General features: G+C 56.0%; 8 protein-coding genes. 2 read left to right on the top strand and 6 right to left on the bottom strand.

The genetic code is table 11. From position 1 onward, the window contains the following. Positions 1-132: 132 nt before the first annotated feature. Positions 133-1,203, top strand: a complete 1,071-nt coding sequence (gene adhP / locus EX00_RS20620) for an alcohol dehydrogenase AdhP (RefSeq protein WP_047462073.1) — start codon at positions 133-135, stop codon at positions 1,201-1,203. Positions 1,204-1,556: 353 nt separating this feature from the next. On the opposite strand, the gene EX00_RS20615 is transcribed toward adhP, so the two are convergent. The 4 genes from EX00_RS20615 to EX00_RS20600 all read right to left on the bottom strand — a co-directional run bounded on the left by EX00_RS20615 (position 1,557) and on the right by EX00_RS20600 (position 7,779). Beyond that, entirely contained in the window at positions 1,557-2,447 is an 891-nt protein-coding gene (locus EX00_RS20615) for a tetratricopeptide repeat protein (protein WP_047462070.1), read from the bottom strand. Positions 2,448-2,604: 157 nt separating this feature from the next. Continuing rightward, on the bottom strand, positions 2,605-4,005 hold the full coding sequence (locus EX00_RS20610; protein WP_047462834.1) for an ISKra4 family transposase: 1,401 nt from the start codon (positions 4,003-4,005) through the stop codon (positions 2,605-2,607). A gap of 191 nt (positions 4,006-4,196) precedes the next feature. After that, positions 4,197-4,922, bottom strand: a complete 726-nt coding sequence (locus EX00_RS31150) for a plasmid pRiA4b ORF-3 family protein (protein WP_080761287.1) — start codon at positions 4,920-4,922, stop codon at positions 4,197-4,199. Between the two features lie 574 nt (positions 4,923-5,496). Further along, the gene (locus EX00_RS20600; protein WP_234709067.1) at positions 5,497-7,779 is read right to left on the bottom strand and encodes a sensor domain-containing protein; all 2,283 of its coding nucleotides are present in this window, start codon (positions 7,777-7,779) and stop codon (positions 5,497-5,499) included. 402 nt (positions 7,780-8,181) lie between these two features. On the opposite strand from EX00_RS20600, the gene EX00_RS20595 reads away from it, so the two are divergent. Beyond that, positions 8,182-8,790 (top strand): J domain-containing protein, encoded by a 609-nt coding sequence (locus EX00_RS20595; protein WP_047462829.1) that lies wholly within the window; start codon positions 8,182-8,184, stop codon positions 8,788-8,790. A 352-nt stretch (positions 8,791-9,142) separates the two neighbouring features. Here the strand turns inward: EX00_RS20595 and EX00_RS20590 are convergent, their stop codons facing one another. Beyond that, the gene (locus EX00_RS20590) at positions 9,143-11,065 is read right to left on the bottom strand and encodes an ABC transporter ATP-binding protein (protein ID WP_080761315.1); all 1,923 of its coding nucleotides are present in this window, start codon (positions 11,063-11,065) and stop codon (positions 9,143-9,145) included. A gap of 38 nt (positions 11,066-11,103) precedes the next feature. Further along, positions 11,104-11,982, bottom strand: coding sequence for an ABC transporter permease (locus EX00_RS20585; RefSeq protein ID WP_047462064.1), 879 nt, complete (start codon positions 11,980-11,982; stop codon positions 11,104-11,106). Positions 11,983-11,986 lie beyond the last annotated feature (4 nt).

The raw sequence follows: 11,986 nt of genomic DNA, 5'->3' as shown, positions 1-11,986 counted from the left end.
ACGATCTACCAGGCCTATTCGAACGAGGCTGTCATCGGACTGAATATCGAGCCTTGATCTATGTCATGGTCGGCATCGCCGTTACGCCTAGTCTTACCTCATCAATATTGAAACGGATGAAGGAGACGGATCATGATTGCAAAGACGATGATGGCGGCAGTCGTGCGCCAGTTTGGTGAGCCGCTTGTGATTGAGAACGTGCCGGTGCCGGTTCCCGGACCGGGCGAACTTCTCGTCAAGGTCATTGCCTGTGGTGTTTGCCATACAGATCTCCACGCCGCGGACGGAGACTGGCCTGTAAAACCGTCACCACCGTTCATTCCTGGTCATGAAGTAGCCGGCGTCGTCGCGGCGCTTGGTCCAGGCGTTCCGGATTTCAAGGAGGGCGATGCGGTGGGTGTCGCCTGGCTGCATGACGCCTGCATGCGGTGCGAATATTGTGAAACAGGCTGGGAGACCTTGTGCGAGCACCAGCATGATACCGGCTACAGTTGCGACGGCGGCTTTGCCGAATATGTCATCGCCTCGGCAGCCTTCACGGCAAGGCTTCCGGCTAACGTTGATTTTGCGCAGATCGCACCGATCCTCTGCGCCGGCGTCACCACCTACAAAGGACTGAAGGAAACCGAGGCCCGTCCGGGCGAATGGGTGGCAATTTCCGGCATCGGTGGCCTCGGCCACGTGGCAATCCAATATGCCAAGGCGATGGGCCTTAAGATCGTGGCACTCGATGTCGCACCGGAGAAGCTCGCTCTGGCGCGCGAGACTGGTGCCGATGTTGTGATCGATGCCCGGTCGCCGGACGCAGTCGCTGATGTCCTCAAGGTAACGGGCGGCGGCGCCCATGGCATTCTGGTAACAGCCGTTTCGCCCCCCGCCTTCTCACAGGCACTCCAAATGGTGCGCCGCAAAGGCACGGTCGCCCTTGTCGGCTTGCCGCCAGGAGAATTCCCGACCCCGATCTTCGACGTCGTATTGAAGCGCATCACCCTGCGCGGCTCGATTGTCGGCACGCGTCGCGATCTCGACGAGGCCATTGCCTTTGCAGCCGACGGCAAGGTTAAGGCGGAGATCACCAAAGCGCCGTTGAGCGACATCAACGAAATCTTTGCCAAACTCAAGGCCGGCAAGGTTGAGGGACGGATGGTCTTGGACCTTTCCATGCCAAGGCAAAGGGCGGCCAGCAAACTAACGGTGGCATGATGGGCTTTAACTGCACGACGACTTCGTGTGACAGGCTACTCACTAAAATGCCACCAAGCGAGCCATGGCCCTCCATGAGAAGAGGATAGCCCTAGCCGTTTGAAACACAGCGGGTCCATTACGCGATCCAGGCGATCGAACTCGCTTTGTCTGTCCGTCAGACTAGCGCGTTCAGAGGCATTGTCATCAATGCCGCAGTTTGGCTATCCGAGGTGAGAGAAGAATCCCGCCTCCCTGAATAAAGCCGGAAAACTCTAGCCTCCGCTGGTCCAGAAACCTGGGGCGGTTCACGGTTAGCTCCCCCATACGTACCGACAGCGTTTACTTGAGAAAGGTCGGACCTTCTGTAAGCGTTAGATATCACGGAACGCATCTCGGAAAGCGGCATCTGCGTCGGCTTGCGATCCTCGTCCCAATGCATCCTGCACCTTGGTGAACCGCCCGCGATAGATGAATGTCGTTGTCGCCATCGCAAGGTCCAGGTCGTCCTTCGCTCCCGCCAGATCACCTTGTCGCGTCTTCAGCCAAGCTCGAATCGCCAATGCATCGGGAGTTTGGGGGGCTTTTGCCAGCACCTCCGAAATATCCTGCTGCGCCTCGGCGTGAAGTCCCAAAGCCATTTCGATTTGCGCCCGGAGGATCAAATCTATGCGCCGCGATGCCTCAGGATCCAACACCTTGACGCTCTTCTGCTCCTCTAGCGACTTGTTTATGTCAGCCAGGGCTAGATCCTGTTTGTCGGCTCTGTGATAGGCCTGCGCCCTGAACAGATAACTGCCGATATCTTTGGGATCTGCCTCGATCAATTTGCTGAAATCCGCAGCCGCGAGGTCATACTGCTTTGTCCCCATGTAAAGTCTGGCGCGTTGATCTCTTGCCAATGTACTCTCGGCGACATCCAGCAAATCCGTGCAGATCTTAATCGCATTCAACTGGGATTCTTGGCTCAAGTTCACCGCGGCAAGACTGCAGTCCATGTCCGAGGGAATATGTTTGTTGAGAAGGACTCCGAGCGCTTCTCGGGCTTCCGTTGCGCTCGGGGCGGCGGAAATCGCTGCGACAAAATCCTGTTTCGCCCTCTCCTCGTCGCCCATCTCAACATATATGCTGCCGCGCTTCGTCAGGGCATTGTTAAGATCGAAGTTCCTGTCTTTGCCGTCGGCTGCACCTAATTCCACCGCGCGATCAGCAAGTGCCAGTGCCTGTTGAAGTTGATGGCGTGCCAAATAGATCTCAGCCATCATCGTAAGGACGGAAGCTTGCGGCGGCGCGATTGCGAGAAATTTGTTGCCATCCTTCAGGGCAAGATCGTCCTTGCCAAGACTTTTGTAAACGCTGCTCCTTTGGAGATAGACGAGGGGATCTTCGGGACTGAGGGGAGCATGAGGATTTGTGGGGTGGTCATGCGGCGCGAGCGGTTTCTCTGTACTCGTGATTGTCGTTCGACATACCGGGATACCACTTCCGAAAGGTCGAACGAAGGGAGCCATCAAGCGTCTGCGTGCGGGTTTGCAGCAGAAGATGAGCGCCGACTTTGCTCCATTGCATTTGCTGCTTCTTGGCGAAACGCTTGGATATGACGGCATTGACGGTTGCCTCGACGAAAGCAGAAGAGATGCGTTCACCGGACCGATAACGCTCGCCGTAGTTGATCAGGCTTGCATTGTTGGAGGCGATGTAGGACCGGAACTCGCCGATGGTGGTCAAGAACTTGCGCATGTTGGGATAGTCCGTTTCAAGAGCTTCCGCATCAAATTGCAGGTCTGCGATTTCGTCGCGCGCACGATAGCCGTTGCCATGCCAGAGATGCCATTTGATTTTGCGTACGCCCTCAAGCAGATCCTGCCCAGCCTGCTCGTCGTAGTTTTCGAGCCCTTGCGCGAACTGGCGAAGGACCGTGATGCGCATGGTGACGTGGAACCAGTCCAGGACATGCTCGCTCGCCGGTGCGATCATTTCGGCAAGCGATCGAACCTCTTCACCGCCGTCGGTGATGAAGGTGATATCCTGATTGGCCTGAACACCTTGCTTTTTGAGATGGTCGAGGATGCGGCGTTGCGGCTTGCGATCATGACCTTGGACGAAGCCGATATAGCGCGGATCACCGTCGTCGGGTAGCGAACGACCGACGATCAGTTCGAAATTCTTTTTGCGGTTATCGCGGTCTCGGATGTAGCCGCCATCCAGACCGATAACGATGCGGCCATCCGGAATAGGCAGGTTCATCCAGTCATGCGGGCTGGCATCCTGCATAAAGGACACCCGTTCTTCGGTCAGCTCCCGCTCGATACGGCGGGCCGTGCGCAACGCATGCTGCCGAACTGTCGTGGCATTGGCACCACGATCGATCGGCAGCACATCGGCCAACAGCTCCGCAGCGGCGGCGTAGGGCACAAGTGAGGCCCACCGGGTCTCCAGATAAAGGCGTTCGGGCGCGATGTGGTCGGGTATCAGTTCCCGCAGCGGTGAGATCGTTGCAGGACTGTTCGCGCCGTCAACCCGTGGCAGATAATAGCGCGGGCTCTTCAGACGTACATCGCCGAACAGGGTATGGAAGGTGACGGGATAGCTACCCTTGCTTCGCAGACGGCGACCATCCCGGTCGCGATGTTCACTGAGCCACGATTCCACCTGCGTCGCCACCATGACTTGCTGCAGTTTTGCAAGGAGGGTCTTTGCCTCGGACAACGACAAGCCAAGATCTTCGGGCCTTTTCGTCACCTTCACTAGATCGGCGACTGTCTCGGTCGCGACAATCTCGCTGTCGTCGTTCAGCATTTGCAATATAAGTCGTGCTCGCATGTCGTCTTCCCGCATCAAATTTTCCACAACAGCCGTAGTGGAGAACCTGATGTTCGCAAAACTCCGTCTCCGCACTTCGGTCGCGCCGGAAACAGCGATAGAGATCATCGGTTAGCAATCCGCAAATTCTTCAGTGAACTGGCAAGACTTCGACGGGGTCACGGCCCCGGCCGCCCGCGCAGAATGAAACATCACATCTGTTGATGCATAAGGCTGAGATGTTCACCGTGTTGCAGGCGTTCATTGGTTTTCCGGCGTTCGAAGTTTTCTCCCAGCCAGCTTGCGCGCTCCTTCAGTCTCTCCAGGGCGGCGCGCAATTCATGCCCGCGATCCGCGTCGTCCAGCATGGCAAGGGATTTCGTTTCGGTGACTTCTTGCAGAAACTGGGTCGTAATCACCAGATCGTCCGTCATCTCGTAGCCGAAGGCGTTGTCCTGTCGCCACATCCATGCTTCCGGCCCACCGCACTCCTCCGTCGGGCAGTCGCCGTCTCCTCCTGTGCATGCCGGATAGTGAGTGCCCGGTTTGGCTGGCTGACGTTCCTCCAGTCGAATTTCATGCTCCCAGGGAATGTTGAGGTCGTATTCATACAGGAATCGGATGCCTTTGCGCAGCTTCAGTTCGCCAAGAATCATGGCCGGTGATCGGGCTCCAGTTTCCCACGAGCCGTACCGTGCGGTGTGAATGATGAATTGGTAAAGGTGGATGCTTTCCCATCCCATCACGACCTGAAGGACGCCATGAAACTCGCACAACGTCATTGTCGAGGCAACCTGAACCCTGCGCCATACCATCGGGCTCACGCCCTTTAGCCAGATGCGGAATTGCAGGATGAAGGCCTGATCCTCCGAAGTTGCCGTCTGTTCAGCGGTTTTCCCTGCCGCTCGTTTTGCCCTCTTCACATCCGCCGGTCCCATCGAAATTCAATGACAGCGACATACTTCGTTCTATCCCGCCCCACAAATGCTTATGCTCCCCATCAATATCGAAGTTAAAACCTCGGGGGAAAGTATATCTTCTTCGTCCATGAAATTACTCAAAATCAGACACGCATCTTAATACTACGCAGAAAGATGTTAAATGGTTACTGCGATTAGTGTTTACATCTAAAAATTGTAGTTGTCGTCGGATTTACAAATTATACATGCTATCAACTGCGAAAAATCTGATTGTTTCTTCTCCCGATGAAATATAAGGACTTGAGCATATCAGTCAGCCACGGGACGCAAGGGCGTTGCTGTATGAATGCTGCGGTGTCAGATACTAAGCGCACGTTTTCCCTCGCCGGATGTTTTTTGGATGCTGCATAAGTACAACTCCGCCCGGCGCCCATGGGTCTCTAAGGTTGAACTTGGCGAACGACGCCTTGATGTTGCGGAATTTATAAAGTTTAGCAGGGCAATTGGTATTGATCCTTACCAGGCCGCCGGAGGCAAACAATTGTAATCAGTTCTGAACGTGCATCGAAGGAATGCTTCATCTGCATGGTGCTCACGAAGGTTGCGGTCGTAAGAGCGGATGATTGCCGCCGCTGCTCTCGAGCATGCGACTGAAGCGCTCCTCTTCAACTGGCCGGCTATAGAGGTAGCCCTGGATCTCATTACAACCACTTTCGACGAGGAACCGGGCCTGCTCCTCCGTCTCAACACCTTCGGCGATCACCTCCAAACCCAGCTTCTGGGCAAGAGAGATGATCGCCGAGGTTATGGCCATATCATCGGCGTCGTGCGGAATGTCAGCGATGAATGAGCGATCAATCTTGAGGCGCGACAATGGAAATCTTTTAAGCGCGCTGAGGCTCGAATAGCCTGTTCCAAAGTCGTCGACTGCGAACTTTACGCCCAGCTTCTCCAATTCGTGCATTCTGGCAATCGAGCCGGCGAGGTCCTTCATGATCAAACTCTCGGTGATTTCAAGCTCAAGCCATGTTGGATCGAGACCACTCGTACCGAGCGCAGTTGCGACCGTCTCGATCAGGCGCTTTTCCTGGAACTGTCTGGCGGAGACATTGACACTGATCCTGATTGGTTCAAGCCCTTTGTCCTGCCATGCCTTGGCCTGCCTGCACGCCGTCTGGAGGACCCACTCACCAATTGGTACGATTAGGCCCGTCTCTTCGGCAAGTGCAATGAAATCTCCCGGATAGACTAGACCCTCGCCCGGATGGTTCCAGCGGATTAATGCCTCAGTCGCAACGATCCTGCCCGTACGGACGTCCACCTGTGGCTGGTAGTGCAGCACAAACTCGTCACGAAGAAGCGCCTGGCGGAGTTCATCGGTCCGGGAAAGCTTCCTTCGGACGGTGGCGGTCATTTCCGAGGTGAACAAAGCGATTCCGTCGCGACCCAGCTCCTTCGCCCGATACATGGCCATATCTGCGGAAGCGAGCAGGTCTCCTGCGGTCTTGCCGTGGCTCGGATAACTGGCGACACCAATGCTACAGGTTACCCGCAGTTCGATATCGTTGAGTACGATCGGGCGTGCAACTGCTTCTCTTATCGCAGACAAACGACCCAGGCAGCTCTTGAGATCCATTTGCTCAAGAATAATCACGAACTCGTCTCCCCCGATCCTGGCGAGAGAACCCCGGTCACTGATCAGCTCGCAAATCCTGCCAGCCACGATCTTCAGCAGTTGGTCGCCAACCGAGTGACCAAGGCTGTCGTTGACGAGCTTGAAATTGTCGAGGTCAAGGAATGCCAGTGCCACTTCATTCCCCATGGAATCGGCCGTCTGCATTGCAAAGGTGAGTCTTCGATCCAGCAGAGCGCGGTTGGCCATTCCCGTGAGCGGATCGTGGTCGGCGAGAAATCCGATCCGGGCCTCGGCGCGATGACGACTGATTGCTATCCCGGCCATGTGCACAGCGATCGAAACAAATTCGGAGAAATCCGATTGATACTGCGCGCCCTCGGACGAATAGAAAGCCAGAATGCCTTCGATCTGGCCATCGGCGTCGGAAATAGCCAAACAGCGGCACTGATGGTCGAGTTCAGAGACATTCGCCTGATCAAAGGCGAGCTTGAGTGCCGTCGCGGCTGCGTCCAGATCTGTGGGAACGGTACGAATGAATGCCGCATTGGCGCGCCTGCGATACTCTTCATTCAAGGTGGGCGCGGCCGCCAGACGCAGTTCCCCCGGATCTGGCACGATCGTCAGGAATGCAGCGTGCACACCCTCCGCGAATCCAGCAATCATCCGGGCAAGTTCTCCGAGAAAATCTGGAAGAGGCATCCCGCGCGCTATCATTTCGAGCAGGCCGGACTGAGCGCGCATCCGTCGTTCTGCCGATTTCTGCGCGGTGATGTCACGGGAAGCCCCGACGATGCCGACTATTGTTCCGGACGCGTCTCTCAGCGGGACACGCGTGATCATCAGCCATCGCTCCCCATCGCCACGAAATGCCAACTCCTCCCCCCCGAAATGGGGCTGTCCTGTCTCGGCTACACGACGTTCAACATCCGTGGCGATTTGTGCTACATGGCGCGATAGGAAGTCGAAATCCGTCCGTCCAACCAAATCCTTCAGATGGGATAGCCCGTTGTTGGCGACGACCGCCTGGTTCGCAAACAGGAAGCGTCCTTCCAAGTCCTTTGCGTAGATATAATCAGGGATTTGGTTGATCATGTTTTCCAGCCAACACTGGCGCTCGGCCAAGTCAGCTTCGTGGTGAAACTCCTCCGATGTCCTGCCCAACATGGCTGCATTCGGAGCCGGCTCGACCTCGGGGAATGAGATTGGCAATTTGCCGTCCACAATGACGCCTTTAGCCACGGGAATTCCTCGGAACAGATAGGAAAGACCATTCTGCTTTTGCGAGGTTATGTTCGGGTGAACGTCAATTCATTGCGAAGACGAAACTACGGTCATGGTGAACGAGTCCCTAATGCTCTCGAGGGGTGGCGTCGCCTTAACTGATTGATGCCAATCGGGATGGCATTCGATAGTCATCAGGACACTTCAGACTGACAACACGGCACGCCACCGCTTTCCCGCCGAGATCATCGCGCATGTGGTGTAGCTATTGATGGGAATCGAACCACCAACCCGTGACCATGTCATTCGCACTTCAGGTGGTTGGTGAACTGGCTGGAATATCCGCAGATTTCCTGCAATCCGTTAACAGCCAGTTCGCTATTTCTTGCCGAGATGAAGCGCTGCGGCCATATAGGTGCCATGACGCTTGATTCGAAGATATTCGTTGGCCTTAAATCAACTCGCAAGAGGCCTGCTCCGCAAAGCGAACCCACCGGTCCCAGATGCCAATGGGACGGCTGCGAAAAGAATGGTCCGCATCGCGCCCCGGTAGGGCGGGATGCGGAGGGCCTGTATCTGTTCTTCTGTCTTGAACACGTGAAGGAATATAATAAGGGGTACAATTTCGCGGCGGATCAATCTGACAAGGACATTGCCCGCTATCAGAGGGAAGCAGCCGTAGGCGGCCGTCCGACCTGGGGGACCACCGTTAATCAGGCTCCCGAAATACCGATGCCGTCCACTATCCGTTCCGGTTCAGCACAAGCATTGAATGCCCGCAAAACCGCCGCGCAGCGCAAGGCGCAAAAGGCCGATTTGCAGATGCGCAAACTCAAGGTTCTGGAAGCCAAGGCATTTGAGACACTCGGTCTTTCACCGGATGCGACGCCGGAGGACATCAAAAGCCGCTATAAGGAAAGGCTCAAAATGCACCATCCGGATGCCAACCAAGGCGACCGCACGTCCGAGGACGAGCTTCGAGCATCGATCGAAGCGCATAAGATCCTCAAGCTGAACGGATTCTGCTGAAAGGTTTCTACCATCGGGTTACGTGCAAGCTGCAGTTCCTTGAGGGACCGGATGGCACCCGCCTGATGTCAGAGCTTGAGTGCGCCGTCGTGCAACGAACCCGGAAGACTTCGAGAAATAATGTCTCTCTGGTCGCGACCCTCACGGTGCGAAAGAACACAGACGCCTTGAGCTGTTTTGAACTTCCAATCCCGTCATTTCGTTGAACCGACTAGCTTTCCGACGACGACGGCAAATGGCTGGTCTTGAAGGGATGTGAACCGATGGCCCCGCACATTTTCAGCTACTAAAGCACTGAAAACAAGAGGTTTAAGGCGTAACGAAAAATTATGGAACTTTCACGTGAGCCTCATTATCCCGATTGGTCAGCATGGCCGACCAAAGACGGAAACCCTCGGTCATCGACGAATTGCTCTGCTCGCACCATGACACAATGCGTATCCGACAAGCGGCGATACTTTCGTGTCGGAGGAGCATAATCCGCGGGGCGTATCGGGTTCTTGATCTCATGGGAGGTGAGCGGGCGCTTATTCAAGCGCCGTTCTGGTTCGGGCAGGGGAACGGCTTCAAGGAGTCGCTTGGTGTAGGAGTGCTGTGGATTGGCAAAGATCTCTTCGCGTGATCCGATCTCCACAATCTCTCCGAGATATAGAACGGCAACGCGATGGCTGATGCGCTCAACGACAGCCATATCGTGCGAGATGAAGACATAGGAAAGTCCGAGGCTCGCTTGAAGCTCCATCATCAGGTTGATCACCTGAGCCTTGATGGAGACGTCCAATGCCGAGACGGATTCATCCGCGACGATGATCTTTGGTGCAAGCGCAAGCGCACGGGCAATACAGATGCGCTGCCGCTGGCCACCGGAGAACTGATGTGGCAGACGGCTTGCCATGGATGGCTGCAGCCCCACTTTTTCAAGCAATTCTGCCACCTTGCGCTCTGCGTCGGCTCTTGTCCCGAGGCCATGGGTGAGAAAGGGTTCGGCAATCGCCTGTCCAACCGTCCGGCGCGGGCTGAGGCTGGCAAACGGGTCCTGAAAAATCATCTGAATGTTGCGCCGTGCCGCACGCAACCGATCTGCGGACATTGTCGTGATGTCCTCGCCTAAAATATGCACGGAACCGCCCTTCGGTTCGACCAAACGCATGATCGACCGTCCGAGCGTCGACTTACCGCAGCCGGATTCGCCGACCAGCGACAGGGTTTCACCGTCCCGCAACTCGAAGGAAACATTTTCCACGGCATGAATGCGGTTCGATACCCTGCCAAAAAAGCCTGAGCGAATGTCGAACCGCGTCGTCAGGTTCTTGACTGCGAGAACGGTAGCGCCCGGGGCGCCGGCATTGTTTGCCTCGGGAGGTGAAGTCTGTGCTTCGCCCGTCTGTGGATCGATGATCAAAAAGGGTTTGGGTGCCCTTTCACCGTTCATCGAACCAAGCAATGGAACCGCATGGAGGAGCGCGCGCGTATAGGGATGCCTCGCGTTGCGGAAGATCGTCTCCGTCGTCCCGGTCTCAATTGCCTCTCCGCGAAGCATGACCACGGTGCGTTCGGCTATTTCCGCCACCACGCCCATATCATGGGTGATGAACATGACGGCCATCCGTTCTTCGTCCTGCAGCTCTTTGATAAGGCTCAGGATTTCTGCCTGGATCGTGACGTCGAGCGCGGTGGTCGGCTCATCGGCAATCAAAAGCTTTGGCCGGCAGGCGAGCGCCATCGCAATCATCGCGCGTTGGCGCATACCACCGGAGAAATTATGCGGGTAGTCGTTGAAACGCTTAGCTGCGGCCGGAATCTTGACGCGATCCAGAAGCCTGATCGCTTCGGCCTGGGCTTCAGCGCCTGTGAGAGAGCGATGAATAGTCAGCGCTTCGACAATCTGCTGTCCGATTGTGAAGACAGGATTGAGACTTGTCATTGCCTCCTGGAAGATCATCGAAATGGCGTTGCCACGTACGCGTCGCATTTCGTTCTCGGACAGAGAGAGAAGCTCTCTTCCGTTGAAGCGCACTGATCCTTCTATTCTTGCCTTTTCCTCCGACAGCAGCCGCATGATGGAAAAGGCCGTCACGCTCTTGCCTGATCCAGACTCGCCGACGATCGCGACCGTCTCGCCGGCGCGAACCTCGAATGAGACGCCCTTGACGACCTCGCTCCAGCCGTTGGCGGTCAAAAAAGACGTTCTTAGCTTCTCCACGGCAAGAACAGGCTCCGCGTCGACATTGATTCCACCATTGGATTGGAGCATATGGGCCTCCGGTACAGTCATCGTGCTCACCATTTCCTGCCTCTCAATACCCTCTGCCATCATTCGGCCGCTTCCGGATCGAGCGCGTCACGCACGGAATCCCCGATCACGTTGAATGCCAGAACCACGACGGTGATGGCCAAACCTGCGCCGATAACCGACCATGGAGAGCCGAAAACGTTGCTGAGCCCATCGCGAATGATGTTGCCCCAGCTTGCCTGCGGCGGCTGCGTTCCAATACCGAGGAAACTTAAAGCCGCCTCCAGCCGGATGGCGGATGCAATCCAGAGCGTCAGCAAAAGGACAATTGGCGCCGCGATGTTCGGCAGGATATGCCGCAGCAGAATGACCGGCGTCTTCACACCAATCGCGATCGCGGATTCGATATAGGGCTCCTGCTTGATCGAAAGTGTCGAGGCGCGAGACACCCGGGCAAATCCGGGCACGAATGCGATGGTCAGCACCCCGAGCAGATTCCAGAAGCCGCCGCCAAGGGCTGCGGAGATGATGATGGCGAGCAGAAGTTCGGGAAAGGCCATCAGCAGATCGATGAGCCGGGTAATGATGCGATCGGTGACGCCTCCGAAATAGCCGGCCATGACTCCAAGAGTTGTTCCGATCACCGCCGCAAGCGCTGGGGCGAGCAGACCAAAAGTCAGAGAATTGCGCGAGCCGTAGATCAGTCGCGAAAGGACATCCCGACCGAACTGATCGGTCCCCAACCAATATTGCCAGGAGGGATAGGCGCCGATCGCAAAATAGCTCTGCTTCAACGGATCGTAAGGTGCGACCAAAGGCGCCAAGATAGCAACCGCACAGAACAGCACAATCACAAGCGAAGCCCAGATCGTTGATGGTTTGGAGAAAATTGCGCGCCGGATAATCTCGAGATAGCTCGTCTCGAGAACGACTACAGGTGTATTGTCAGCAAGAGCCATGTTT

The sequence above is a fragment of the Martinezella rhizogenes genome, from assembly GCF_000799715.1.
Classification (GTDB): domain Bacteria; phylum Pseudomonadota; class Alphaproteobacteria; order Rhizobiales; family Rhizobiaceae; genus Rhizobium; species Rhizobium rhizogenes_C.
Note: the sequence above shows the minus strand (reverse complement) of the source record. Positions and strands in the feature narration are given on the sequence as shown.

Bases quoted from the DNA above. Each gene is read 5' to 3' on its own strand.
- EX00_RS20585 (WP_047462064.1), bottom strand. From the start codon at position 11,982: ATGGCTCTTGCTGACAATACACCTGTAGTCGTTCTCGAGACGAGCTAT.
- adhP (WP_047462073.1), top strand. From the start codon at position 133: ATGATTGCAAAGACGATGATGGCGGCAGTCGTGCGCCAGTTTGGTGAG.
- EX00_RS20595 (WP_047462829.1), top strand. From the start codon at position 8,182: ATGACGCTTGATTCGAAGATATTCGTTGGCCTTAAATCAACTCGCAAG.
- EX00_RS20610 (WP_047462834.1), bottom strand. From the start codon at position 4,005: ATGCGAGCACGACTTATATTGCAAATGCTGAACGACGACAGCGAGATT.
- EX00_RS31150 (WP_080761287.1), bottom strand. From the start codon at position 4,922: ATGGGACCGGCGGATGTGAAGAGGGCAAAACGAGCGGCAGGGAAAACC.
- EX00_RS20615 (WP_047462070.1), bottom strand. From the start codon at position 2,447: ATGATGGCTGAGATCTATTTGGCACGCCATCAACTTCAACAGGCACTG.
- EX00_RS20590 (WP_080761315.1), bottom strand. From the start codon at position 11,065: ATGACTGTACCGGAGGCCCATATGCTCCAATCCAATGGTGGAATCAAT.